Origin of the sequence: Gilvimarinus sp. DA14 (assembly GCF_024204685.1) — a bacterium.
Classification (GTDB): Bacteria; Pseudomonadota; Gammaproteobacteria; order Pseudomonadales; family Cellvibrionaceae; genus Gilvimarinus.
The window spans coordinates 1589214-1615993 of record NZ_CP100350.1; the positions used below are offsets into that span (position 1 = coordinate 1589214).

The 26780-nt window shown below is 54.1% G+C and carries 19 protein-coding genes and 1 pseudogene; 10 read left to right on the forward strand and 10 right to left on the reverse strand.

What is annotated here, in order from left to right; translation table 11 throughout:
* Nucleotides 1-5: 5 nt before the first annotated feature.
* The 6 genes from NHM04_RS07030 to NHM04_RS07055 all read left to right on the forward strand — a co-directional run bounded on the left by NHM04_RS07030 (nt 6) and on the right by NHM04_RS07055 (nt 6771).
* The gene (locus NHM04_RS07030) at nt 6-1268 is read left to right on the forward strand and encodes an AMP-binding protein (RefSeq protein WP_254266279.1); all 1263 of its coding nucleotides are present in this window, start codon (nt 6-8) and stop codon (nt 1266-1268) included.
* Nucleotides 1268-2521, forward strand: a complete 1254-nt coding sequence (locus NHM04_RS07035; RefSeq protein WP_254266280.1) for a DUF6005 family protein — start codon at nt 1268-1270, stop codon at nt 2519-2521. The genes NHM04_RS07030 and NHM04_RS07035 overlap by 1 nt, the downstream gene beginning before the upstream one ends.
* Complete coding sequence (locus tag NHM04_RS07040; protein ID WP_254266281.1) at nt 2518-3351, forward strand: sugar phosphate isomerase/epimerase; 834 nt, start codon at nt 2518-2520, stop codon at nt 3349-3351. The genes NHM04_RS07035 and NHM04_RS07040 overlap by 4 nt, the downstream gene beginning before the upstream one ends.
* Nucleotides 3339-4667 (forward strand): DUF418 domain-containing protein, encoded by a 1329-nt coding sequence (locus NHM04_RS07045; RefSeq protein ID WP_254266282.1) that lies wholly within the window; start codon nt 3339-3341, stop codon nt 4665-4667. The genes NHM04_RS07040 and NHM04_RS07045 overlap by 13 nt, the downstream gene beginning before the upstream one ends.
* A 75-nt stretch (nt 4668-4742) precedes the next feature.
* Nucleotides 4743-5282, forward strand: coding sequence for a hypothetical protein (locus NHM04_RS07050; RefSeq protein ID WP_254266283.1), 540 nt, complete (start codon nt 4743-4745; stop codon nt 5280-5282).
* 4 nt (nt 5283-5286) lie between these two features.
* Nucleotides 5287-6771 carry a PepSY domain-containing protein gene (locus NHM04_RS07055; RefSeq protein WP_254266284.1) on the forward strand — a complete coding sequence of 495 codons (1485 nt, stop codon included), beginning with the start codon at nt 5287-5289 and terminating at the stop codon, nt 6769-6771.
* On the opposite strand, the gene NHM04_RS07060 is transcribed toward NHM04_RS07055, so the two are convergent.
* Together NHM04_RS07060 and NHM04_RS07065 are read right to left on the reverse strand one after the other, a co-directional pair.
* A complete protein-coding gene (locus NHM04_RS07060) occupies nt 6721-7347 on the reverse strand; it encodes a hemolysin III family protein (protein ID WP_254266285.1) in 627 nt (208 codons plus the stop codon). The two genes, NHM04_RS07055 and NHM04_RS07060, sit on opposite strands and share 51 nt — an antisense overlap.
* Before the next feature lie 126 nt (nt 7348-7473).
* Nucleotides 7474-8526, reverse strand: coding sequence for an exo-alpha-sialidase (locus tag NHM04_RS07065; protein WP_254266286.1), 1053 nt, complete (start codon nt 8524-8526; stop codon nt 7474-7476).
* 303 nt (nt 8527-8829) lie between these two features.
* Here NHM04_RS07065 and NHM04_RS17360 point away from each other — a divergent pair.
* Nucleotides 8830-9945, forward strand: a pseudogene (locus tag NHM04_RS17360) (methyl-accepting chemotaxis protein); the annotation flags it as partial.
* A 74-nt stretch (nt 9946-10019) separates the two neighbouring features.
* On the opposite strand, the gene NHM04_RS07080 reads toward NHM04_RS17360, so the two are convergent.
* Nucleotides 10020-11474 (reverse strand): M23/M56 family metallopeptidase, encoded by a 1455-nt coding sequence (locus tag NHM04_RS07080; RefSeq protein ID WP_254266287.1) that lies wholly within the window; start codon nt 11472-11474, stop codon nt 10020-10022.
* A 17-nt stretch (nt 11475-11491) separates the two neighbouring features.
* The gene (locus NHM04_RS07085) at nt 11492-11872 is read right to left on the reverse strand and encodes a BlaI/MecI/CopY family transcriptional regulator (RefSeq protein ID WP_256527337.1); all 381 of its coding nucleotides are present in this window, start codon (nt 11870-11872) and stop codon (nt 11492-11494) included.
* Between the two features lie 188 nt (nt 11873-12060).
* On the opposite strand from NHM04_RS07085, the gene NHM04_RS07090 reads away from it, so the two are divergent.
* Together NHM04_RS07090 and NHM04_RS07095 are read left to right on the forward strand one after the other, a co-directional pair.
* Entirely contained in the window at nt 12061-14667 is a 2607-nt protein-coding gene (locus tag NHM04_RS07090; RefSeq protein ID WP_254266289.1) for a TonB-dependent receptor, read from the forward strand.
* A 27-nt stretch (nt 14668-14694) separates the two neighbouring features.
* The gene (locus NHM04_RS07095) at nt 14695-15831 is read left to right on the forward strand and encodes a tyrosine-protein phosphatase (RefSeq protein WP_254266290.1); all 1137 of its coding nucleotides are present in this window, start codon (nt 14695-14697) and stop codon (nt 15829-15831) included.
* Between the two features lie 378 nt (nt 15832-16209).
* On the opposite strand, the gene NHM04_RS07100 is transcribed toward NHM04_RS07095, so the two are convergent.
* The 5 genes from NHM04_RS07100 to NHM04_RS07120 all read right to left on the reverse strand — a co-directional run bounded on the left by NHM04_RS07100 (nt 16210) and on the right by NHM04_RS07120 (nt 23699).
* On the reverse strand, nt 16210-17742 hold the full coding sequence (locus NHM04_RS07100; protein WP_254266291.1) for an alpha-N-arabinofuranosidase: 1533 nt from the start codon (nt 17740-17742) through the stop codon (nt 16210-16212).
* An 89-nt stretch (nt 17743-17831) separates the two neighbouring features.
* Nucleotides 17832-19619 carry a family 43 glycosylhydrolase gene (locus NHM04_RS07105; protein ID WP_254266292.1) on the reverse strand — a complete coding sequence of 596 codons (1788 nt, stop codon included), beginning with the start codon at nt 19617-19619 and terminating at the stop codon, nt 17832-17834.
* A gap of 26 nt (nt 19620-19645) precedes the next feature.
* Entirely contained in the window at nt 19646-21556 is a 1911-nt protein-coding gene (locus NHM04_RS07110) for a glycoside hydrolase family 97 protein (protein ID WP_254266293.1), read from the reverse strand.
* A 50-nt stretch (nt 21557-21606) separates the two neighbouring features.
* Nucleotides 21607-22671, reverse strand: a complete 1065-nt coding sequence (locus NHM04_RS07115; RefSeq protein ID WP_254266294.1) for an aldose epimerase family protein — start codon at nt 22669-22671, stop codon at nt 21607-21609.
* 20 nt (nt 22672-22691) lie between these two features.
* Entirely contained in the window at nt 22692-23699 is a 1008-nt protein-coding gene (locus tag NHM04_RS07120) for a family 43 glycosylhydrolase (RefSeq protein WP_254266295.1), read from the reverse strand.
* 169 nt (nt 23700-23868) lie between these two features.
* On the opposite strand from NHM04_RS07120, the gene NHM04_RS07125 reads away from it, so the two are divergent.
* The gene (locus tag NHM04_RS07125; RefSeq protein ID WP_254266296.1) at nt 23869-24918 is read left to right on the forward strand and encodes an arabinan endo-1,5-alpha-L-arabinosidase; all 1050 of its coding nucleotides are present in this window, start codon (nt 23869-23871) and stop codon (nt 24916-24918) included.
* 157 nt (nt 24919-25075) lie between these two features.
* On the opposite strand, the gene NHM04_RS07130 is transcribed toward NHM04_RS07125, so the two are convergent.
* A complete protein-coding gene (locus NHM04_RS07130; RefSeq protein WP_254266297.1) occupies nt 25076-26716 on the reverse strand; it encodes a methyl-accepting chemotaxis protein in 1641 nt (546 codons plus the stop codon).
* Nucleotides 26717-26780 lie beyond the last annotated feature (64 nt).

The window sequence follows — 26780 nt, forward strand, 5'->3', positions numbered from 1 at the left end:
GATGCATGCTGTTTTACTTAGACGATAAAACCTACCATCAAGACGATCTCAACGCGCGCTGGCACGCTCTGCAACAACAGGGCCTCGGCAAGGCTAAACGCCTGGCCGTTTGCACGGCCGATACCTTTGAATGGCTCGCGGTGGCGCTCTACTGTCGTCACCACAACTTATCGGTCGCACCACTGCAGCCAGACACCCCCTACGACACCGCACTGACCAAAGCGCTAAAACTCGACTGCGACTACCTACTGTGGCAACACGGCGGCAAACTGGAAAAAATTGGCAACAGCAGCCGCCCCTCTGGCACGTTAATTCAATTTAGCTCTGGCACCACTGGTGAGCCCAAAGCCATCGAGCGCAGCTGGCACGAGATAGATACAGAAATCGAACACTACAATCGCTTGCTCAATGTAAGCGCAGATATCACCCCGGTGATTGCCTGTGCCATTACTCACTCCTATGGTTTTATTTGCGGCTTGCTCGCGTCCATGGCTCGGGGAGTGGTACCGCATATTGTCAGTGGCTGGAATCCCAAACAGCTGTTGCGAGTTTTAGAAAGCTACCCCAAACCCCTGCTCTACAGTTCACCGGTTTTTATTCATACCCTGCTTATGCTACAGCGCGGCGCTACGCCCCTGTACGGCGTTATGACCTCTGGCAGCGTTATGCCCGAACCCTGGTTTGCACAACTGCGCGCCAAAGCAACGCATATTTGGCAGCAGTACGGCTGCTCGGAAGCCGGCTGTGTTGCTATTGCCTACCAGCCGCAAACCAGCAGCACCTTAGGTCAGGCGCTGCAGCACTGTAAGCTGCAAGCCGGTAGCAGCGCACAGCAAGCGCAAGAAATCATTATTGAGCAAGGCGATAAACACATTCATACCCGCGACGCGGGGTTTATCAACGCCGATGGCAATTTGCACTTTTGCGGCCGCCTGGACGACACCATTATTTGCGGCGGCATTAATGTCTATCCGCAGGAAGTCGAAGCGGCCCTCAGCCAACATCCGGATATCGACGAAGCCGTCGTATTTAAAATGCCCGACCCATTGGCCGGCGAGCGAGTCGCCGCCATTTATACCGGCAGAGAACTCAGCGATGTCGAACTGCGCACTTTTTTTCGCGAGCATTTAACCTCGCACCAGTGCCCCAGCTGGATTCAACACCAAAACCAAATTCCGCGTTTAAGTAACGGCAAAATAAGTCGGCGCCAATTAACGCAACAGTTTGCCCGCCAGCCTCAGACTCAGCCATGCGAAGGAGTGGCCTGATGAGCAGCGACTTTATCTCCCAGTTGCGCGACCTGGTAGCGCAAAACCTGCCGCGTATTGATGTCGCTGCCGTGCACACAGGTGCCCACCTCACCTACGATTTAGGACTGGATTCGATTGAATTAATGCAGCTACTGGTACTGCTGGAAACTCAAGCCGGCTACCAGATTCCCGACTACGCATTGGATGCCGACAAGCTGCAAACCGTGGCCGATTTACAACAGCTGTTGTGTACCCAAGAACAAGACACTGTGGGCGAGCCCGAGCTGGACGTTAAAGTGCACTGCGTCGTCAGTTGCTTGTGCCACAGTATTAAACAGCAGGGGCTGGACCACCGCCCCTTTTACTTTGGCGTGTGGGATGCCGAAGTATTTATCGATGCACAACACCAACTGCGCTACCACAGCGACAAGGTCGACCACGATTTTTTTATTCGCTGGTACCAGCGCTTATACGGCGCGAAAGTAACGCAATGGTACGACCACGGCCTGAGCAAGCAGAACAATATCGATACCCTGAGCGCTATGCTGCAACACCGCCCAGACTGGCAGCAGCTGATGGTAATGCTGGATATGTATCGACTACCGGAGCGGGAAAACCGCTTTGCGCTGGACCCATTCCCACACTATGTTCTGCTGGAAAACGCCACTAGCGACGAAGACCTGTGGATGTGGGACCCGGACTTTCGCTGGGAGGGCAACCTCAAGCGCGAGCGTGTTATGCAAGCGATTGCCTCACCGGCGGTCGCCGGTGGCTATACGCTGGACACCCGCCCACTGCACGCTCCCTACGCCGCCGATATTGATGCCTATTTCAACGCCTGCTTTAACCCGCAGCAAAACCACCTGACCGACGCAGTCGAAACCATTATCCAACACCACCTACCCGGAGGCGCCCAGGCACCAACGCAACTGGGTAAAGCCCTGGCGGAGTTGCCGGTGCTCGCGATACGCAAGTACGCCTACGAGCATGGGTTGGCTTTCTTCTGGCGCGAGCTTAACCAACCGGCACAAGAATTCGAGCGCTGGTGCGACGCCATTGAAATACTGGTGAAAGGTTTCGACAAACTGCTGTACCAGGCCAACAAGTGGGCGATGACGCAAACCGGCGCCGATTTAGAGCAACTGCTGGAGCTGGTAGCCGAGCAGAACCGGCGCGAACTGAACATCAAGCAAGCCGTGCGCGAGGCGCGCGACCAATGGCGCAAACAAGCCTTTACGGACCACCGAAACGCGGAGCTCAACCCGGCATGATGCACTTATCCCTCTGTACCATTAGCTTTCGCCATCACTTAATTTCCCTGCCAGAGCTGGCAACCTTTGCCGCGCGCAGTGGTTTAGACGGTATCGAACTGTGGGCCGCGCATGCGCGCCATTTACGCGACCAACCCGGTCTTAATGGCCAATGGCTGAAAGCCATGAATCTGGATGTCGCCATGCTGAGCGATTACCTGCCCTTCCAAGGCCCACTCCATACAGGGCAGGAAAAACTCACAGAGTTATGCGAGCTAGCGCAGCATTGGGGCACTCGTAAACTGAGAATTTTTGCTGGCCAAACCGCCAGCGCCGATGCGTCCGCTGAACATTATCAACAGCTGGTGATGCGGTTGCAGCAATACTGCCAACAGGCCCATAGCCACGGCTGCGAACTATTACTTGAGACTCACCCTGACACGTTTGCCGATACAACTCAGGCAACACTAAAACTTTTAGGCGATGTGAATCACGCCGCATTAAAAGTTAACTTGGATGTTTTGCACATTTGGGAAGCTCACGAAGACCCTGTTAAAGCCTGGCATTTGCTATCGCCCTACGTGCATCACCTACACTTTAAGAACATCAGTCGACGCGAATTATTACCGGTTTTCGCACCGGCCAATGTGTATTCCGCCGCCGGTGATCGCAGCGGCTTGGTGCCACTGTTTGAAGGTGCTTACGACTATCAAGAGTTTATCAACAAACTGCCTCGCGACCGTGTTCACAGTGCATCGCTCGAGTGGTTTGGACCAGACCCGCACTGGACTGTAGCTCATGACGCGCAGAAAATTCGCGCGCTAAGCAGCGCTAAGAAATGTCTCGCATGAGCGCCAATAAGCCTCGTATAGAAGCCATAGATTCACTGCGCGGCGCCGCCGTGCTGGGCATTTTATTGCTTAATATCGTCAGCTTTAGTCTACCTCGCGCCTACTCGGACCCCAGTATTTACGGCGGTGCCGAAGGTTGGAACCTGGCGGCTTTTGCCGTTACGCATTTGTTCTTTGAAGGCACCATGCGCGGCCTTTTTTCTTTACTTTTTGGCGCCAGCATTTTACTGCTAAGCGGTTATTGGCAAGGCGCCAACCAAAGTACACAAACGGGCGATCTGTACTACCGCCGTATGCTGTGGCTATTTATTTTCGGACTGGTACACGCCTGGGGGCTGCTCTGGTTTGGCGACGTGCTCTACTGGTATGCGTTAGCGGGTATGTTTGCCTACCCAATGCGAGTGCTACGCGCCCGCTGGCTGATGATTATCGGTCTTGCTTTGCTGGCGACCCTGGTGCCACGCACGGCCGATAAGGTGCAAGACACCATAAATACCCAGCAAACTGTGCAGATTGCTACGCAAAAAGAACGGCAAAACCAAGAGTTGACCCAAACCGAGCAAGATGCGCTGGCTCACTGGGAGGACATACAACGGTGGCGCAAGCCGGACGATGCAGAGCTTGCCCGTCAAATTGACGCGCTGCAGGGAAATTATGGGTCGGTATTCAGCGAGCTGAAACCGACGATTATTGCCTATCAATCAACCATTGTTTACCAGGGTGGTTTGTTCGATGCCTTGGGCATGATGCTAATCGGGATGGCACTGTTTAAGGCGGGAGTCCTTACCGCCCAACGATCAACACGCTTTTACGCAAGTCTGGCTCTAGGTGGTATTGGTATTGGTACTGCAGTGAATGCACTGGAGTTGGCCGCACTGATACGCCACGATTTCAGTTTACTTGCCGTGCTTAAATGGAGCTTTCTGGGGCTGTACTACGACCTGGGGCGCGTACCTCTGACACTGGGTTACGCAGGCGTTTTCCTCTGGCTGGCTAAAACGGCACGGCTTACCCGCGTTCGTCAGGCGCTGGCCGTTTGCGGCAGAATGGCACTCACGCTATATGTCAGCCAATCTGCGCTTGGCGCGTTTATTTTTTATGGCTTTGGCCTGGGCTGGTACGGCCAATTAGAGCGCGCCGAACTGTACCTTGTGGTTGCCGGAATCTGGACCCTGCAAATATTAGCCGCCCACTGGTGGCTGTCACGCTATAAGTTTGGCCCCCTTGAATGGCTGTGGCGCTCGTTGGTGTATTGGCAGCCCCAACCTATGGCGCAACAGGTCAGATACCCCCAACAAACTGCCAATAACCGGTAAAACAGCCTCCTAACGGTTGCAGTTAATAATATTTCTCAATACCATTGGCGCGTTTTCTTACCACAGGAGCTCGCCATGGTTTTGGCCCCGCTCGCCTGCGCCCTCACTTGTGGCGCTGCAGGCGTAATGTTTTATGCCTGGCGCCGCCCCGGCCCGACCCCACTCGCCAGTTTATGCGGCTGGCTAATGCTGCTTGTCGCCAGCGGGCTTTGGAGCTACCGCGCCGGAGCCGAGTTCGGTATTAGCTTTACTCTGATCACTCTGGCGCTGGCGGCCTGGAGCATTATTGTGCTCAGCGCAGATCACCGTCTGCAAAAGACCAAACCCCAGGTACGGGATAAGCTGCGACTGGCGCGCTTCGGCACTATGGCCTATCAATTGTGGCGTTTACTGGCTGTGGTGCTGCTCGCTGGTGTAGTCAGCGTAGCGCTGCTGGTGGCGATGGGTAAGTTGCTGCCACTATCAGCGGTAAACGCCATGGTGCTGGCGGCCTTGCTGTCACCTTTGCTGTGGGGCCTAGCCGGTTACTGGCTGCTGGCCGATCCGCGCCCCGCCCGCCCTCCTATTGTTCTGCTGTTGGCCGGTCTGGCCAGCGGCGCCGTTATTCTGCTGTGACGCTATGAAACAATTACTCTCCCCCGCCTTGGTTAAACAGTCTCTTACCAGCCACGCCTGGCTGGGCTTAGCCGTGGGCGCCTTTATGTACCTGGTGTGTCTGTCGGGTTCGTTTTTGGTGTTTGAACACGAGCTGGAACACTGGGAGCAGGCCGATGCCCCCGAGCGCCATCAGGTGACGCCCGAACAGGTGCAAAGCGCTTATAACTTGCTCGAAGCAAAAGTCGCGGCTGCCGAACAACAGGAAGAAGCAACCGACGACGATCATCACCACCATATGTTCGTGATGTTACCCACCGCCGACAGCCCCCACTTAACCGTGGCTTCGGACGACGGCAGCTATTTTGTCAACGCCGATGGCAGCCTGGGGAATAAAGTCGAAGCGCCCTGGACTCAGCTACTGATCGATTTACATCTTTATCTGCACCTGCCGAAAAGTTTTGGCATGATCGTGGTGAGTATTCTCGGAGTGATGCTATGCGGCCTGATTATTTCGGGCTTTATGTCACACCCACGTATTTTTAAAGATGCCTTTACCCTGCGCCCGAAAGCGGCCACTCGCTTAAATCAGGCCGATTGGCACAATCGCTTTAGCGTCTGGGGCGCGCCCTTTCATTTAATGATTGGTATTACCGGGGCGTTTTTTGGCCTCGCCAGCTTGTTTGTCTTGATTGGTGCGCAAGCGTTTTACGATGGCGACACCAGTAAGGTGGTACCGGCCATTTACGGTGCCGAACCCGAACTGGAGCAGTCATTACAAACCGCCGCCGTCGGCAAGGCCCTGGCGCAAATGCCGCAAATCGCTCCCGAGGCCAAACCGTTTTACATTACCGTGGAAGATGTAGGTACCGAACACCAGTATATTTTGCTGGGCGCCGAACACCCGGGGCGCTTAATTTACGCCGAGCAATATCGCTTTGACAGCGCCGGTAATTATTTGAGCAAGGTGGGCTTTAGTGACGGCGAGGCGGGCCGCCAGGCTATTTTCTCCGTGTACCGAATTCACTTTGGCCACTATGGCGGTATGCTGGTTAAGCTCGCCTATGTCGCGCTCGGTTTGGCGCTGGCGGTTATTTCAGTGAGCGGTATTAATATCTGGCTGGCCAAGCGGCGCCAGCGCGATGGGCTGAATAATATCTGGACCGCTATTGTGTGGGGCACCCCGCTTGCGCTGGGGCTGACGGCGGTGTCACAACTGGCGCTGGGTATCAGCTCCCACGGGCTCTTTTGGGGAACACTGGTTGTCGCTGCGTTGCTGTGTCAGTGGGTCGATCACCACAACCGCAGCAAAGGGCTGCTGCAGCTAGCCGGTGCACTAACGCTATTGGCAATGGTAATTCTGCATGCAATGGCGTTCGGCACCTACGCCTGGAAAGCGGCGCCTTTGGGCATTAACCTCAGCTTTATCGTCACCGCCCTCTTGTTACTTTGGCGCGGCCTATCGCACATAAGCGACAATAGAAACGAAATGACAGAAAGAACCCGCTAACACAAACATATGCCAAATACCGTGGGCGTGGCGCAGTTTGCGCATGCCATCTAGCACGTAAAAAATCACCCCCACGGTATAGGCAATCCCCCCCAGCCACAGCCACAACAATCCTACCGGGTCGAAGTTGGCCGCCAAGTCTCGGTACACCACCACACACACCCAGCCCATTACCAGGTAAATTAAAATCTGCAGCCACTTGATGCGCTTTTTCGGCAGGATATCCAGCAACAGCCCCACCAGCGCCAACGACCAAATCAGCACCAGCATAATTAAGCCAGTAGTGCCGCCTACGGTCACCAACATAAACGGGGTATAAGTGCCGGCAATCAGCAGATAAATACACACATGATCCAGCTGACGAAACACCGCCTTAACCTTGGGTGAGCGAAAACTGTGATACAGGGTGGACATGGTGTAGAGCAAAATCAGGGTTACGCCGAAAATCACAAAGCTCACAATCAGCGCCGCATCAAGCTGCTGAATGCTGATGGTCAGCAGCGCGCCAAACCCCACCAGCGCCAACACCGCGCCGACCAAATGGGTAATACTGTTGATCCGTTCGCCGTCGTACATCTGCCTCTCCTGTTGCGAAAAATATTACGCCTCAGTGCTAAATAAGCCTTCCCGGCGCGGTACACACTTTCGATTGCAGGGACTAATTTATCAGGCAAATGCCCGAGCGGTAAGACTCTCGGCAACTCAAAACTTGTGCGGATCGACAACCATATGCTTGATACGCTCGCGGCCCAGGGTGTAGGTAATATGCACCAAGTCATCCTCGGTCTGAATAATCGCCGGATACCCATAGCCCTCTTTTAACGGTTGATCTTCCAAGGTCAGTACCCGTTGCCAGTGCACGCCGTCTCGCGAAGTGGCCAGCGCCAGCGGATAACGCGGCCCCTTGCCGGGAGTGTCGGGATTGTGGGCGGCGTGGTTATAAACCAACAGCTGACGGCCGTCGGCCAGGGTAACGGCATCGGTACCCGAGCTTGGGTTTGGCAGTTCTATGGCCGCCACCGGGGACCAGCTTTTGCCGCGATCTACCGACCAGCTGCTGCCGATTACCCCCTGCTTGGTGCGGGCTAGCGCCTGCAAACGGCCATCGGGATAGAACAACACACTGGGCTGAATAGCATCGATTCCCGGCCCGGGGTCGACAGGGCTAGTCTTGGTCCAGCTCGCGCCCTGATCTTTACTGATTTCAAAATGCAGCCGCCAGCCTTCGGCCCCTTCGGTGCTAGACGGCGACAGCCAAGCGCCCATGCCCGTTACCACGGGTTTGTTTTTAATCGGGCCAAGAATCCCCTCGGGCAGGCGGCGCGGCTCGCTCCAGGTTATACCGCCATCGGCTGAGGTCATTACCATCCCCCACCATTCGCGCGGGTTAGGCCCCACCTTGTAAAACAAATGCAAGTCGCTTTGCGGGGGCTGAAACAGCACCGGATTCCAGGTGGGCAGCCAGCTGCCATCGGCCTGCTGACCAGTGGCCACCTGCTGCGCGCTTTGCCACTTACCCTCTTGCTGACGGGCGAAGTATATAGCCACCTGCGGGTGGCGCTCGTGTAAGCCGCTAAACCAGGTCGCCACTATATCGCCATCGGTTGTTTGCGCAATGCTCGAGGCGTGGCTTTGCGGGTAATCTGCCGCTGGATTTATCAGCGCCTCTGCAACCAGAGCGCTTGGTTTATCTGCCGGCGAGTGAGCACAAGCCACCGCCAGCAAGAGACTTAACGCCACAAGAACAACTCGCATAACCACCCCTGATAACCGTTATTATAAATTTGCAGGTTAAACGCTTATTCTCGTTAGCAGAAATAATCCTCTTCACTGAATTTAGCGGTCGTGATCCAATCGCGAAGATGGCGCGTATTTACTCATTATTCAAGTTGTCAGCCTAGCCTTATAACCCGAGCCCCAGAGATAGCCTGGAAGAAGAGATGCCCTATGTTTAATCGTGCCTTAAAGAACCAGCTAAACAGTCTGCAGCAGAGTTCGCGTCTGGATCAGGCACTGCTGCAAAGCCTGCAGCAGCATACGCTCTATGCCGAATACGATGTGCACGCCAGGCTGCTTAGCATCAGCGAGGTCTTTGCTCAGAAACTGGGGCAAACGCCAGAGCAGCTAATCGGCCGTAAGCACCAACAGCTGTGCCACACTGACGCCCCCGCTGGGCCAGACAACCGCTTGCTGTGGCAGGCCGTAGCGCAAGGAAAGAGTCAGCAATTAAAGGCCGACTACGGCCGCGGTACAAGCCAGCTGTGGCTGGACTCGACGTTTATTCCGGTAAGCGACCAGGGCGAGGTAATCAAAGTGATACAACTTGCCACTGACGTCACCGAACAGCACCTGCAAAGCGCGCAACAAAACGGTGTGGTCGACGCCTTGAACCGCTCCATGGCGGTGATCGAGTTCACCCCCGAGGGCGAGATACTACATGCCAACAGCAACTTTTTAAACGCCGTGGGCTATCGCCTGGAAGAGATAAGCGGTAGGCATCACGAAATGCTTTGCACCGCCGAGTTTTACCACAGCCACCCTGATTTTTGGCGTGAACTGGCGGCGGGCGCCTTTAAAAGCGGCCGCTTTGAACGACGCACCGCAGGGGGCCAGGTGCTCTGGCTAGAGGCAACCTATAACCCGGTATTTGACACCAGTGGGCGCGTGTACAAAGTGGTCAAGTTTGCCTCGGATATTACCGCCCAAGTACAACACAACGAGACCATTGCCGATGCCGCGCGGGTGGCGAAGGCGAGTGCCACAAGCACCTTAAACACTTCAGTGGAAGGCTCACACATTCTCGATACCGCACTTGAGAACTCCACCGCCATCGATCGGCAAGTAGAAGACACTGTGACATTAATCAGCCAGCTCAATGAGCAGTCGGGGCAGATTAAGGCAATTGTTTCGACCATCAGCGCCATCGCCGAGCAAACCAATTTACTGGCCCTTAACGCTGCGATTGAAGCGGCGCGAGCGGGCGATCTGGGGCGCGGGTTTGCGGTGGTGGCGGACGAGGTACGCCAACTGGCAGCGCGCACCTCGCAATCAACCACCGAGATTGAACAAGTGGTTAAACACAATCAACAGCTCACTCAGGCGATTACCGCACAGATCGAATCGGTATCGCAGTCGGTACAAAACGGCAGCGAGCTAAACCAGCAGGTCGCTAGAGTAATCGAACAGATTCATCAGGGAGCACAAGAGGTATCGCAAACAGTCAGCGGACTGGCCTTAGAAGAGCAGCGTTAATGGGCGAGAATTAGCTCTGGGTTAATAATATCCTGGCCCAGGGTGAGTTCAAAATGCACGTGACCAGTTACTGGCGTTGCTCCCGAGTCACCAATTTTTTGGCCGCGACCAACAGGCTGGCCGACCTTGACCTCGACGTTATCCAGGCGAACATAAGTCGCGTGAATTGAGTGCTTGTGTTCTATTTTGACCAACTTGCCGTATTCTCCGGCTGGTACCAGCACTTTGCTTACCACTCCAGGGGCAATCGCATAAACGGGAGCACCCGGCGTCTGTGGTGTTAAATCCATGCCCGTATGATAGTGATCGCGCTCCGGGATCAAGCAGCCAAGCGGGGAGCCCAGATGCAAATGCCCCGTCACCTGCGCGCCCGGCATAGGATGCACCGGGTCTAATTGCGTTAATAACGCCTTGGCATGTTGCGGGGGCAAAATTTGGGGCGCGGGTTTACTGGCCGCCAATACCGAGCTGACCATTAACAACCCTGCAACCGACAGCACTGCGGTAAGCAACCAGCCTCGCTGCTGCGCCCTTGAGTCCATTAAGCCGTGAATACGACACTTAATATCTTTACTGAGAAAACCCGCCACAGGGACATTGGGAGTTAAACTGCCTTTGAAATACTCCAGTACACGCACCATCGCCAAGCCATAATCGCGCGGTGATATTTTACCGCGAGCCACCGCCAGACAATCACAATCGAGCTCGCGAGCATCGTTCAGGTTGCGCTGCGCAATGCGTACCACCGGATTAAAAAAGAACAGCGCGTTAAATACATGCTGCACGGTTACGCTGAAGTCATCGCCGCGCGCAATGTGCGCCATTTCATGAGCGATAATCACTTTAACCGTTTCGCGATCTAAATCCGTGACTATGGACGATGGCAAGAAAATCGCGGGGCGCAGATAACCCACGGTGAAAGGCGCGGCGTAAGAGTGCGAGTGGCACAAATAAACTCGACGAGAAATCCCATAGTCTGAGCGCAGAGTTTCTACAGTGTTTAGCCAATAGGGATCAACGACTGGATTTGCCTTGTTAATGATGCCAACAAAACTCATCCTTTTATAAATGATCCGCAGCAGCAATGCCGAACTTATTAAACCCCAGAGAATCACCAGCAGTTCTGTATTAGTAACAAAGGGAAGACTCTGAGTAATCAGCGAATCAACGCGATCGACTGGCAGCATCACGCAGGGGTCGTCCAAAATAAATGCGGATAACCCGGTCCACGCCATCCAGCTTTGAGGCACACCCGGTACCAGAGGTGAAGAGGTAAGAAACAGCCAACCCAAAAAAACCGCCCACACCGGCCCGGCGTTGTATGGCTTAAGCCACTTAACCAAGGTGTAAACTACCGCAAACCCCACTATGGACAGCAGCAAAAATCGCTGCGCCCAATCCAACAACACAAGGCTGGAGCTGTAAAAAACAAAACTAGACGGTTCTGTCACTGTTCGGTCTCAGAAAGTCAGTGGCGATCATCATCGCGCGACAGCAAATCGCGCAGCTCTTTGATTTCTTCGTCGGAATAGGTTTTGCGTTTGGCGAATAAATTCACCACTTCGGTGGGCTCTAGATCAAACACATTGTCGGCGATAAACTTTACCCACTGCACTAATCCCGCGGCACGCCCCACCAATGGCGTATAGATAAAAACACCGTGCGCCGACTCGCGCGTTAAAATGCCTTTACCCGCCATGCGATCCAAAGTGGTTTTAGTGGTGGTATAAGCCCAGCCGTTGTTTAGGCGGTCGTGAATTTCACGCACCGACAGCGGGCTCTTTTTCCACAACACATTTAAAACCGTAAATTCCGTTTTTGATAATTCTGGCAACGCCTTTTTTCTCACAAGTCCTCCAACACGGCTGCGCGCGATGTTAAGCCGCTTAAATAACAGTTTTATGACAAAGTCACACCAAAAATACAAAATAGCAATTTATTTACAACATAGCACACCTACTACAGCGTAGTAACACACCTGTCACATTCGTCCCTTAGCGTATGCGCCGTCAAAAAACCAAACTTTGAGGACGTGTAATGCTCGCAACTCAACCATTATTCAAAAAGTGCACCCTGGCCGCCCTGTGCGCAGCGGTGTGCAGCGGCACCATTGCCGCCGAGGGGGACGAACAACAGCCACAGAAAATCGTGGCGCCGGTGATGGAAGAAGTTCTGGTTTCGGCAAGTCCCATTGCCGACTCCCAGGCGCAATCCATCGCCTTACAACGCGATGCGGTAAACGTGGTAAGCGCCATTGCTGCCGATGATATCGGCCGCTTTCCCGACCATACTGCCGCCGCAGCACTGGCGCGCCTACCGGCCGTTGCCGTACAGCGGGACCAGGGTCAGCCCCGCTACATTCAGGTACGCGGCGCCCCCGCGCGCTGGACCACCGTTTCTTTTGACGGCATCAATGTGATCGGCGCCGAAGAGCGCGTGTTTCGCTTTGACTCGGTACCCGCAGCGGTAATGGACTCGGTAGAGGTCAGCAAAACTCTCACGCCTTCCATGTCATCTGAAGCGCTGGCCGGCCGGGTAGATATTCACACCTACTCGCCGTTGGAAAGCGACGGTTTTAGTGTCGATTTGGATTTGGGCTACGGCCCCATGGAGCTGGGCGATGGCGACCAAGAACGCTATGCCGGTCGTCTGGCTTGGGGCGGCGATACCTTTGGCGCCGTGGTGGCTCTGTCGACTTTCTCAATGGAGCAAGTGACCGACAACAACGAAATTGGTTACGACGAAAACGACGCACCGACGTTTTTCGATTTTCGCTCTTATAAACTGGAGCGCGAAACCAACTCGGCGATGGCTAAATTTGAGTACGCCCCCAACGAGGCGCACCATTTTGTGTTGTCGTCCCTGTACACCGAGTTTCTCGATCACGAACAGCGCAATATGTATGTACTGTCATTGGAAGACGCCATTGCCGGCAGTCGCGGACCTGACGCGGGCGAGTTGATCGGTGTACCCGTGGAAGGCTGGCTGCAAGACGGCAACTATGAAAACTCCACGTTCACCAACACCTTAGGCGGCGATCACTTTGCCGGCGAGTGGGAAATTAATTGGCGCTTAAACTATACCCAGACAGAGTCCAATGTCGAGCTGCCTATTATCCTGCGCAACCAAACCGATCCGCTGGAATTTGCCTCACTGACTTACGACCACACAGATCGCGGTTTCCCGCAAGTGCAGTTGTATAGCACCGAATTTAATGAGCAAGGCATGCCGGTGATGGGCGAGGCAAGCAGCAGCCTAAACCAAACCGGCTTTGGCTTTGATGGCCTGGTTAACTATTTAATTAATTCGGAAACCGACGCCTACACCGCCAAGCTGGATTTTACCCGTGCCTGGACTATGGGCGCGGCGGACTCTGAATTAAAGTTTGGCGTGCAGTACGATGATCGCGAGGCGACATCCCCTGGTAGCAGCTCGGCGTTTGTCGCCGTGGGTCCTATGGCACAGGCGATCGGCTTTGACTGGAACCCCAACCAGTATGTGACCGATGAAAGCTGGGACACAGATTTTGATCGCGGTGTTGATATTACTTACGTTGATAATGCCGGCTTGCGCAATGAGTTGGACTCTGCGCTCGCGGCGCTGACCGATGCGGGATTGGTTAACCCGGATGAATTTATCAGCCCCGACTCCAGCTATCAGGTAAACGAAAAAGTCGCCAGCGCCTACCTGATGAACACCTGGACCTGGGACAGACACCAAATTTTAGTGGGCGCCCGCATCGAACAAACCGACTTAACCAGTGAAGGTTTTCTAAACGACGGCACCAGCACAACACCCATTACGCTAGACAGCGACGAGCTGCAGGTGTACCCCAGCATTCACTGGAACTTTGAAGTCACCGACGATTTAAAATATCGCCTGGCTCTGGTTACCGGTAGCAGTCGCCCCACGTTTAACCAGATGCGCGCCGGAGCCAGCCTCAGCGACGCCGGTGCCACGGTTTCGGGCGGTAACCCAGAGGTGGAAAACGAGTTTGCCAAGGGTGTCGACACCTCGCTGGAATGGTATTTTGCCGACGCCGCCGTAGCCTCTATCGGTGCCTTCTACCGCGATGTGGATAACGTTCTGTTTGACTCGGTTACTATCGTCGGCGACGACCGCTACAACAGTGACGGTATGGATCGCTCTGACTACGAATACCAAACTACGTTGAACGGTGACGACGGCAAACTGGCTGGGGTAGAGCTTGCCTATCAACAGCAGTGGTCATTTCTGCCGGAGCCTTTTGACGGCTTTGGTATGCAGGCTAACGTCGCCTTTTTAGACGGTGAATTCACCACCCCCGACGGTCGTACCACCGCCTTCCCCGGCACCTCTGACCAGGTGATTAACTCTTCGCTTTACTACGAAAACTTCGGTTGGTCCGTGCGTTTGAACTGGCAGTGGCGCGACGCCTGGCTGGACGATATCTCACCCGATGCCGACGGCGACTACTACTGGCAAGACACCGAACGCCTGGATCTGTCCATTCGCTACCAAATTACCGAAGCGATTGGTTTGTACGCCGACATCAACAACTTAACCGACGAAACCGGCATTCGCTACCAGGGTAACGAAAGCCGCCCCGTTGAAATTGAAGGCTTCGGCAAACGCTACCTGTTCGGTGTGCGCGCAAGCTTCTAACAAACTGTAGAGACCTACGAGGGAATAATGATGCAAAAGACTACCCAGAAAACTCTGCTGGCCGCCGGCTTAGCGGCCAGCCTGCTCAGTGCCTGCAGCCATCAAGACACGCAAACCGTCGCGGGCGGTACTCTAAATTCGCTGTCGCTGGTAAACGAAGACAGTGTATTTGTCCCCGACTCGCAACTGCTGTTCTGGGGTTTTGAGGGCGCGTCGATGCCCGTCGACATTTATCAGGCCACCAGCCCCGACACGCAAGACATGGTAAAAATTGCCGACGACATCAGCGGCAACAGCTATCGTATTAACGACGATTATGACACCCGTCATTACTACTATGTGGCGCCGAACAATGGCGAAGGTCGCTGGGTTGCCGAGCGCTTGCTGGCCCTGCAGGGCGGGCACAACTTCCGCGATCTGGGCGGCTATCAGACCGAGGACGGCCAATACGTTAAATGGGGCAAACTCTATCGCAGTGGCACCATGGTGGGCCTGACCGATCAGGATTACGACTACTTAAGCGATTTGGGCATTAAAGTCATTTGCGACTTCCGCTCCCGCGAAGAGCTGGCTAGCGAACCCACACAGTGGAACGCCTTCGCCCCCAATGCGGACTACCAAACCCGTGACTATTCAATGCGTGAACTGATGTCCGGCGAAGGTGCGCTCCAGTTATCGTCTATTCGCAGCAAGGAAGACGCCGAGCAAATGTTCGCCTACTTCTATCGCCAAGGACCGAAGTCATTCAAACAACAGTACAAAGAGATGTTTGCCGAACTGACCGCGGGCAACGCCCCTTTAGCCTTTAACTGCTCGGCCGGTAAAGATCGCACCGGCATGGCCGCGGCGTTAATCCTGACGGCCTTAGGCGTGCCCCGCGACACAATCATCGAGGACTACACCCTCACAGAAAAAGTCGCCAAGCACGAGCCAGCGGATCTGAAAAAGGCGCAGGATCAAGACGCGCCGCACGCAGGCTTTGCGCAAATGCCTGAAGAAATTCGCAATGTGTTTATGGGCTCCAAGCCCATGTTTATCGAAGCCATGTTCGATGAACTGGATACCGAATACGGATCAACCATGGCCTATATCCAGAAGGAACTGGATGTCTCCCCAGAGGACCTCGCCCGTCTTAAATCGCTCTATTTAACCGATAGATCTTGATAGGCCGGAGCCTCTAACCTGATAGGGCCGCTTTTGCGGCCCTTTTTTATATTTAGGGCACCTCTATTAATCCAGAGTCGTCTCTGCGCGAGTCCAAAACGCTCGCTCCGCACGGCGCTCTTCGCTGCTAATGGCCGTAGCCCTTAGCAAGAAGAGCAACACAGCGGAAGGGCGTTTTGGCCGCGCCCTTTGGGGGCTTCAGGGCTTTCCGGTCTCTGTGTTGGCTTCACTCGGCGGGCAACCAGCCCGACATCGCAAAGCCGCCTTGATCTCGGAAAGCCCTGAAGACCAGAGGCGATTCTAGATTAATAGAGGCGCCCTTTATAAAAAAGCCCGGGGCTCAGCCCCGGGCTTTTTCTGTGTGGTTGATACTGCGCCTTACTTCAGCTCAACCACCACCACAGATTTTGCCGGAATCTCCAGCTCATCCAGGTCACTTTCAAATGCTACTGGCTCTAAGGCCTCGGGATTGTCGAAAGTGTTGCGCGCATCCATCGCATCGGCGGTCAGCATGTGCCCCACCGCCCGCTTGGCCTTAACACCGTCAATATCCAACTTGATGTCAGCGCCGTTTTTCGGGTCCATATTGACCAGCGCTAAGTAGAGCTTTCCGTCTTCGCCACGCGCAACTGAGGCGGTTACGGCCGGTACGCTCTTATCACCCTTCTTGTACTTGGGCGAGTCAATTTCAAACGGAATAGACGTGGCGTTTTGGAACACCTTATACATGCCGTAGGTGTGGTACGTGGGCGTTAGCACCATTTTTTCTTTATCGGTCAGAATCATGGCCTGCAGCACATTCACCATTTGCGCGATATTGGTCATGGTGACTCGCTCGGCGTGGTCGTGGAAAATATTAAAATTCACCGCCGCAACCACCGCATCACGCAGGGTGTTCTGCTGGTACAAAAAGCCCGGGTCGCGTTCTGGCTCGGGATCGTACCAGGTGCCCCACTCGTCCACGTAGAATTTAATATCTCCGTCTGGGTCGTTCTCTTCCAGCTTGGCTAAGTTGGCACTGATGTAATCATCGATTTTGTAGGTACGCGCCATAGTGTTAAACCACTCGTCTTCACTGAACTGAATGGCGCGACCTTTGTTATCCCAATCGCTATTGGGCAGGGTGTAGTAGTGATAGCTAATACCATCAATTTTCTGTTCGATGTTTTTGCTCAGCACATCGGTCCAGCTGGTGTCTTCACTGTGACCACCACTGGCCACCAGCTTGGGCATTTTGCCGCTGGGGGCTTTTAAGAAAGTCGCGTATTGACGGTATAAATCCGAGTAGTACTCGGGGCGCATATTGCCGCCACAACCCCAGGCCTCGTTGCCAATACCAAAATAGGCAATATCAAAGGGTTCTTCGCGGCCGTTCTTACGGCGCTCTTCGGCAAGGGTGGAGCCCTTATCGCCGGTCATATACTCCATCCACTCGGCCATTTCCTGCACGCTGCCACTGCCCAGGTTGCCGTTAACGTAAGCGTCGGCGCCTAACAGTTCGACGAACTCAAAAAACTCGTGGGTACCAAAAGTGTTGGGTTCTTCCACTCCGCCCCAGTGGGTGTTTACTTTTACCGGGCGTTCATCGCGCGGGCCTATGCCCTCACGCCAGTGATATTCATCGGCAAAGCAGCCGCCGGGCCAGCGCACCAAAGGCACTTTAATGTCGCGCAACGCGTTTAGTACATCGTTGCGAAAGCCTCGGGTATTGGGAATATCGGAATCTTCGCCCACCCAAACACCTTCATAGATGCCGCGGCCTAAATGCTCGGCAAACTGACCATAGATGTCTTTATGGATTAATGGGCCGGATTGTTCGGCGTCGAATTCGATCTCCACTTTGTGATCTTTCGCCAACAAGGGCTGACTCGCCAAAAGAACACTGGCGGCAATGAGGTTTCTTATTTTCATGGTGGGCTCCTTATTTTTATACGTTAAAGTTTCATTTATCGTTATATAGTACAAAAAAGCCCGCTACAAGAGCGGGCTGTTTACATTACTTAATGAGGTTCCCTTAGCTGGAATTTCTGACAATCGGTGTCCGACCAGGGAGCCTGGGCCAGGTTAGCGCCATTGGCCAGCCCGCAACTGTCGACATTTAGCGCCAGGCTGCTATGGCGGTTGCGCAGCTGTACCGAACCGTCGCCCAGTGGCTCGACCACCCACTCAGCCCACACCTCGTCGCAGCTACCCAGTGCGGCATTGGCGCCGGGTACAATGGGGTTGCCCTCAAGGGTCAGACACTGCTCGGCATTTTTCGCCGGGTGCAGCTGATAAAAACCCTCTTCGGTGTGACTGAATTGCCACTGTTGGGCGTCAACACCGGTCCAGGCATCCTGCACGGCGTTGTCGCCATCCACAGCCAGGGCTTTACCACTCTGTACACTCATTACGGCCACATCGCCCTGGGGCGCCAAGCGCCATTGGCTGTTATCGCCACCCAGAGTCGCACCGCTTTCGCGGTTGGTGATGCTCAACCAGCCATTTTCATCAGTGGTTACACTCCAGCGCTGGGTATCGGTGTTCACCCAGGCGGTCGACTCTTGGTTCTGATCGATAAAAGTACCGGTTTCTACGTGCGCCAGACGGTAGGCGCCATCGGCCGTTGAGTCCAACACCCAGTTGGCATTGGCGCCCGTGCAAGCGGCCAATGAGGTTTTGCCACCGCTGGTGGTCAGACACTGGCCGTCGCGATTGACCAACTGCTGCTGTACACCCTGTACCGATACTTTAATGGGGCCATTTTCACCCGAAGGCATTTTTACAGGCTCACCTTCTGGGATGGGAACGCCGAAATCGGGCAGCCCTTCTTCGGTCCAGGTAAACTCCTGTGCGCGCACCGAACGGGTCGAACCACAGCCATACTCTTCTTTGGAGTTACCGTGGTAAACAATCCAGTCCTGGGTACCATCGGGTGAGACAAAGAAGCCGTTGTGACCGGGGCCGAATACGCCGTTACCGCGCTGGAACACAGGCTCGTCATACTGTTTCCAGTGATCGGGGTTAAGCGGATCGTCGCCAATCAACTCTTTCATGCCCAGTTTGTAATCGGGGGTATCGCAGTAGCTCGCCGAGTAAATCAGGAAGGTGCGATCTTTGTGTTTCAGGATCTCTGCACCCTCGGTCACCTTGCGCCCGCTGATTTCCCACTCCAATGTGGGGCGCGTAATCACAACTTTGGGTGATCCCTCTTTCAGGGTCCAGGGGTTTTCCATTTCGGTGATCAGGTTGAGCTGTTCATCGCCCTGCCACTGAGAGTACAACAGGTAAAGTTTGCCATCGTGTTCTAAGTAGGTACCGTCGATGTTCCACTCATCGGGCATAAAGTGGCCTTTGTACTCGTAAGGGCCCATGGGGTCGTCACCGGCGCTTTCCAGGACTGACAGATGCTGGTAATCCAGAGTACCTTCGACGCCCGAAGTGTACATCAAATACCAGCGCCAGCCGTTGGGGCCATTTAAACGGTGAAATTCAAACGCCCAAAAGTTCCAGCTGCGCGCCGGGTCGGTATCGGACCATACATTGATCGGCGCCGCTTCAGACAAACCGGCCAAGGTGGGCGATTTGCGCATCACCAACTGCGAGGTCCAGGTAGTGGTAGTGAGGTAGTAGTTGCCGTCCCAATATTCCAACCAGGGATCGGCACCATTGGCAAACAGCGGGTTGGTAAAGTAACCCTCGGGCAGAGTCTGCTCAGCCTCACTGGTGCTCACTTTATCGGTTTGCGCGCAAGCGGCCACAGCCGCTGCCAGGGCGCACACGCCGGTAAGTTTTTTCCAATTTTTCATAGCTACCTCTTTGTTGATATTAATATTTAAAAATTAATGACAAACCCACCGCGCGGGCGCAGCGTAATTGCGAAATCATCTTGGTTCACGATCTCGCTTTGACGGAAAGAGCGATCTGTGTCGCCGTCGGTAATTAACTGGCCACTGGCTTTATCGATAAACGACAAATCAAGGTTCAGACTTTTTTCGCTATCGGTGCCGTTAATACCGGCAATAAACCAATCACTGCCGCGACGTCGGGCGATAACAGCGTGTTCGCCGGGCATACCTGTTAACAGGCGTGTTTCATCCCAAAGGGTGGGAATATCGCGCAGGTATTCGCGAATGTATTCCGGCACCTTCGCCATGCCCTGTGGCGTTTCCGCGATATGCTGAATACCACTGGTAAACAACACCGGCAGCGCCAACTCAAAGCCATTGCTGGTGCGTCTTTCGATATTGGGAATTTCATCGAAGGTAGTTGGAGTAAAATCCATGGGGTCGAATACATTGCGGGTAAAGGGCAGCATGGCCATATGGCTTGGAGCTTTATCTGCCGTTTGCTGGGTAAAAGTGATCATCTCGAACCCATTGACCGACTCCATGGTCATCATATTGGGATAGGTGCGATGCAAACCGCGTGGCAAAGAGGAACCGTGGTAATTGACCATCAAGTTATGATCGGCAGCGTCACTAACCAAGTCGTGGTAGTACTGCATAACCGACTGTCCGTCGCCCGGGAAAAAATCGATTTTTACGCCCTTAATACCAATCTCTTGCAAACGGGCAAATTGTTGCAGGCGAGATTCACGATCGAACAGCTTGCTTTTGGGTGTGTACTCGGTTTCGTTCCATTCGCCGGAAGAGTTGTACCACACTAACAAACCCACATTCTTCGGGTTGGCGTAGTTAACCAACTCGGCAAGTTTTTCCCAGCCGAAGTTCTGATCCCAGTTCACGTCAATCAGCACATACGGCCAATTCATTTGCGCGGCGTAATCGATAAACTCGCGAGTGGTTTTGACGTTGACCGACTCGTCTTTTAATAGCGCCCAACTCCAGGCAGACAAACCGGGCGTGACCCAATCCATTTCGGCAACGGCGGGGGCGGCCAAATCGGTACCCAAAGTAGACTCCGTAACGGTAGCCAAATCGCCCACGGTGACAATACGCCAGGGTGAAGCAAACGCGCTATCGGCGTTCGCCATCAAAGCGCCATTGGTGACCACCTCGGCCTCCATCGGCTTGCCAATGCGGTACTCCCCTTCAGGAGATTGTTGCGCCAAGCGCGAGGCGTTAAAGCGTCCGTCCATCCCCGCCTCGGTAATCAACACCCAGTCGTTGCCGGTATAAAATAGCGACGGGAACACCCAGCCCGCCTCGGTGGGGCTATCAGTGCCCACCGGGATATTCATTTGGTAATGTTCTTCGTAAGAAGGATTGGTATTGGCAAAACCAGTCTGCGCCACCGCCACTGGCTGCAACCATGCTTTGCTGTTGGAGGAAAAATCAAAACCAGTCAACTCGCGGTTAAGGCTGCGACTTTTACCAGTCTCGTTGGGAATTCGGTACTGGAACGCCAAACCGTCGTCGGACAAGCGAAAAGCCACTTTAAGAGAATCGCCCTCGGCGTTCTTAACGCTAAAAACCTGTTCATTAGCACTGTAGCTTATCTCGCGCTGCTTACCATGGGCCATGGTATAGCGATCGGTCACTTCGCTGACCTCGCCAGCATCGACCAGAGTCAAGTTGGTATCAAACCGGGCATCGTTTAACACCAACCCCAAGGGAGAAGGCTCAAGCACGGCGCGATTATTGTGGCTGAGTGAGTACTCAATACGTCCGCGCTCGCCCTCTGACAGGGTTAATACCAAATCGCCGTCAGGGCTGGTTAACCTATGCTCCTGCTCAGCGCCGCAACCGCTTAAAGCCAGTACAGCAAGATAACGAAGTTTCATGGGCTCTCCTTGTTATTATTGGCTGTGGATAAGGGGCCTAGGCCCCTGTGTTATTTCTGCACCGAAAAGCTAAAGCTCATAGTGGATGAGTAAACCTGACCCGGCTGCAAGATAATGCTTTTGAAATTGCTTTGGTTGGGTGCGTCGGGAAAATGCTGTGGCTCCAGGCAGAAACCCGCATGCTTTTCGTAAACCTCGCCGCCCTTTCCGGTTAAGGTGCCATCGAGGAAGTTACCCGAGTAAAACTGAATACCGGGCTCGGTGGTATGCACTTGCAACACGCGACCGGACTGGGGATCAACCACTTCAGCGGCCAGCGACAGCTCGCCCTCTTTGGTTTTATTCAACACATAGTTGTGATCGTAGCCACCGGCAATTTTCAATTGCGGATGATCGGCGTTAACCTCAGCACCGATGGCTTTGGGCTCGCGAAAATCAAACGGCGTGCCCGCCACTTCCGCCAGTTCACCGGTGGGAATCAGTACATCGTTGACCGGGGTGTAATGATCGGCGTTGATCATCATTTTGTGATCTTCCACACTGCCCTTGCCCGCCAGGTTAAAGTAGCTGTGCTGAGTCAAGTTAACCGGGGTCGCTTTGGTAGTAGTCGCTTTGTAGTCGGTGTGCAGCTCGTTGTCGGCGGTTAAGCGGTAGGTTACGTTAACCGTCAACTCACCTGGGTAGCCCTCTTCACCGTCGGCGCTTACGTATTCTAAATGCAGCTCGGCACCGTCTTCGGTGACCTGAGTTTCGGCGTCCCAGAGAACCTTATCAAAACCCACATTACCGCCATGAAGATGGCTGGTGTCATTTTCATTTTTTGCCAGCTGATAAATCTTACCATCCAGAGTAAATTTGCCGCCGTCAATGCGATTGCCAACCCGACCAATCAGGGCGCCAAAGTAAGGTGAGCCGTCTAAATAATCTTCGAGCTTATCAAAGCCCAATACCACATCGGCAGCAGTGCCGTTTTTATCCGGCGCCCACAGCTCGGTGATAATACCGCCGTAGTTGGTAATTTTTACGCTCATGCCCTGCTCGTTGGTCAGGGTGTAAAGCTGGGCTTCACGGCCGTCGGGGAGGGCGCCAAAATCATCTACACTGATATCAAACATAGTGTCTCTTCCTTTTTACGTTAGTCGTTATTGGATTGGCCAAAAACCGGAAACCCCTGCTCGTCCCACTCGATAGCACGAGCACGGGCATCGCGGTTTGGATCTGTTAAGGGCGTGCCTTTTAGTTCTTTGTAATCTCGGGCGTGGTAAATCAAGACATCCGTCTTACCATCTTCAGCAACGGTAAAGCCATTGTGGCCGGGGCCATAACGCTTGAGCGCTTCATTGGTATAGAACACCGGCTCGGGCATTTTATTCCACGCCTCAGGGTCCATTAAATCGGCATCCGCATCGGCCCACAACAGCCCCATAGCGTAATTGTGATCCGTGGCGCTGGCAGAATAAGTAACGAAAATACGACCGTTTTTCTTAATTACCGCCGCCCCCTCATTAACTTTATAACCAACTACTTCCCAGTCCAGAGTGGGCTCAGTAAGCATAATGACGGGCTCTTTAATTTTTACCGGCGTTTCCAACTCAGCCATATACAGCGCCGAGTTGTATTTTTTCTCACGATCTTTCTGCGCCCAAATTAAGTAGCGCTTGCCATTGTGCGCAAAGCTGGTGGCATCCAGTGAAAAGTCATCCCAGGGAGTGTGCATCGGAATGGGCTTGCTCCACTCAGCCTGTAACGGATTGGCATCGCTGGTGGTTAGCGCGTGCATGCGAATCCTCCAGGGCTCTTCCACCGGTGCACCGGCAAAATAAATAACCCACTGGCCATCAATATAATGAAGCTCTGGCGCCCAGATATTAATCCCGATGCTGCTTTGCTCAGTAGGCTGCCAAATGGTTTTTTCATTGGCCTGAGATAACTCATTAATGGTTTTAGCGCGGCGCAACACCAAACGATTAAATTCGGGCACAGTACCGATAAAATAGTAGTAGCCATCGCTGTGGCGATGAATCCAGGGGTCGGCGCGCTGCTCGACGATAGGATTATTATAGGTGGGCTCAGCGCCAGCAAAGGCGGCCCCCAGCAGCAATAAAACAGACAGCAATATTTTCAGTGGCGAATGCAAAGCCATAGAGATCCCTTGTTAGCAACTATTATTGGGTGGCGGGTTTTAACCCGCTTGCAATTGAATATTATTATAATACAATAATTGGTACAAGCGCGCTGAGGTTCAATTTACCCACAGGCAGAGCCACACACTGCTAAGAAGCGTAAACAACGATAGAACATAAGAGTGACTGATGAGCAAATTTAAACTGACCACCGGCCTGATTTTTAGCGCCCTGCTGACCGCCAGCTGCACCAATGCCAAGCCCGAGTTTGACCGACTGGGCCAGCAAGTAAGCATTCACGACCCGGTAATGGCAGAGGAAGACGGCTACTACTATTTATTTAGTACGGGCCCAGGTATCACCATTTACCGCTCCAAAGACCGGGTGCACTGGGAGCGCCAGGGACGCGCCTTTGCCACCGAGCCCACGTGGGCCAAAGACGTAGCGGCCGAGTTTGGGGGCCACCTTTGGGCGCCGGACGTAGTGGAAAAAGACGGCAAATACCATTTGTACTATTCGGTTTCCGCTTTTGGTAAAAATACGTCGGCCATCGGTTTAACCATCACCGAAACCCTAGACCCCAACTCGCCCGATTACGGCTGGCAAGATCAGGGCATAGTGGTGCAATCCGTCCCTAACCGCGACAACTGGAACGCCATTGACCCCGCCGTTATCGAAGATGAAGACGGCACCGGCTGGATGGCGTTTGGCTCTTTCTGGAGCGGGCATAAGATGTTCAAACTCAACGAGGATTGGTCGGCTCCGGCCGAGCCCCAACAGTGGCACAGCATTGCCGCCGGCACTCGCCCCGCCGATGTGCCCGCCCACGAGGCCGGCCCCACCGAACTGGAAGCACCCTTTATTTTTCAGCACGGTGAGTACTACTACCAGTTTATCTCTTTAGGTAAATGCTGCCGCGGCGCGGAAAGCACCTATCATTTGGCCGTAGGCCGCAGCGAGTCAGTCACCGGGCCCTACCTGGATAAAGACGGTCGTGACCTGGCCCAGGGCGGCGCCACGGTAATCTTAAAAGGTAACGAGGATTGGCCTGGCCTGGGACACAACAGTGCCTACACCTTTGAAGGCAAAGACTACCTGGTCTTTCACGCCTATGAAGCGGCCGATAACGGCCTGCAGAAATTAAAGATTTTGCCTATCCGATGGCAAAACGGCTGGCCCGAAGTGGACCCAGCCGGGCTCGATAGCTACCAGAGTGTTTTGGTGGAATCTATCGAGTAGCGAGCGTTCTCCGGGGACAGACAAGCCCTGGAGTTGCATGATGTTACGCAACAAACTTGTCTAATTTTGGGGAGCTGTGCTCCCCTTTTTTATGGGCGGGATACGGGATACAAAGATTTTACGTTCCCCGTAAATCGTTAATCCTTCCCGCCATCCATCACCGCTCGATTTTAAACTGCTGCATAACCGCTTCCAGCTCGGCGCTGGTATCGGCGAGAATACGAGTGTTCACGTCGGTGCGCTCAAGGCTGCTGAGCACTTCATCGCCGTAGCGATTCAGCTGTGACAAACTCTGCGCCACCGAATGGGATGTTTGCGATTGCTCTTCTGCGGCCGAGGCCACATGGTGCGTCATATCGGTAATGGTGGCAGCGGCGTTGTTGATCTCTTGCAGCACTTGTGCGACCGAATGCACCCGCTCACCCAATGCTTCGGAGCGCTCATGGCTCGATTGCATGGCCTGCACAGCGGCTGCGGTACTGCTAAGCAGTGCGTCGATCATGGATTGAATTTCGTCGGCGGAGTCCTGCGCCCGACTGGCAAGGGTGCGAACCTCATCGGCAACCACTGCAAAGCCCCGGCCCTGCTCACCGGCACGCGCCGCCTCAATGGCCGCGTTTAACGCCAGCAGGTTGGTTTGCTCGGCCACGCCACGAATCACATCCAGTACGGTGCGAATACGGCCCGATTGCTCATCCAATTTGCCAATCGCCGCCTGGGTTTGTGCAATATCCGTCGCCAGGGCATCCATGGACTCGCGGGTGTGTTCTGCGGTTTTATGCCCCTCGGCAGACTGGTGGCTGGAGCTTTGTGCTGCAGTGGCGGCATCGCCAATACGCTGCGCCACTTCCTGCGAGGTAACGCTCATTTGCTCAATCGCCGTGGCTACGGTATCCAGCTCGGTTTTCTGTTGCTGGTAAACCCCATTAGCCTGACTCATGGTGCCCTTCACCGTAGCAACAACGTCGCGGTTTTGCTCCACCAGTTTGCGCACATCAGTAATCACATTGGCGAGCTTGTCGCTAAAGCGATTAAACGCACAGCAAAGGCTTGCCAGCTCATCGCGTCCCTCGCTGCTTAAGCGATGAGTCAAATCACCGTCTCCACTGGCGATATCTTCAAGCGCCGCCACAGCGCCCTGCATGGGCCGGGTAATGCTGCGGGCAATGAGAAAAATAAACACCGTCAGCAACACCACACCCATCAGTGCAAGCGTGAGCGTAAACGTCATGGTTTGCCAAAAGGCGTTTTCGACATCATCGATGTAAATGCCAGAGCCCAGCACCCAGCCCCAGGGCGCAAACGCTTTGACAAACGACACCTTTTCCACCGGCTTATCAAAACCCGGCTTAGGCCAGGCGTAATGCACAAAGCCCTCTCCTGCCTGTGCCACTTGCTTTTCCATTTCACTGAACAAGCGCACGCCGTTGGGGTCGGCGATATCGGCAATGCTGGTGCCGTTAAGCTTGGCGCTGAAGGGATGATTTATCATTTCTACCCGGCGATTTTGAATCCAAAAGTAATCATTATCGCCATAACGCAGTCCATCAATAGCAGCAATAGCACGCTCTTGTGCCTGCTCGCGGGTCAGCTCGCCACTTTGCTCAAGCCTCTGGTAGTGCTCCATCACCCCCAGCCCTGCCTGCACCAAATGCTGGGTTTTGATACGCCGATCCTGCAGCAGGCTTTCGTGGTAGCCCACAGAGAACAAGCCGATAACACCGAGGACAACGCATAAAACCAGAACGGCTACAGCGCCGAGACGCTGAGCAATAGAGAACTGACGCAACACAAACATGGGCACTCCGAATTGTCGTTATTCTTTGTTATCGGTAATAGTCTGCCAGACTTTAAAACGAGGG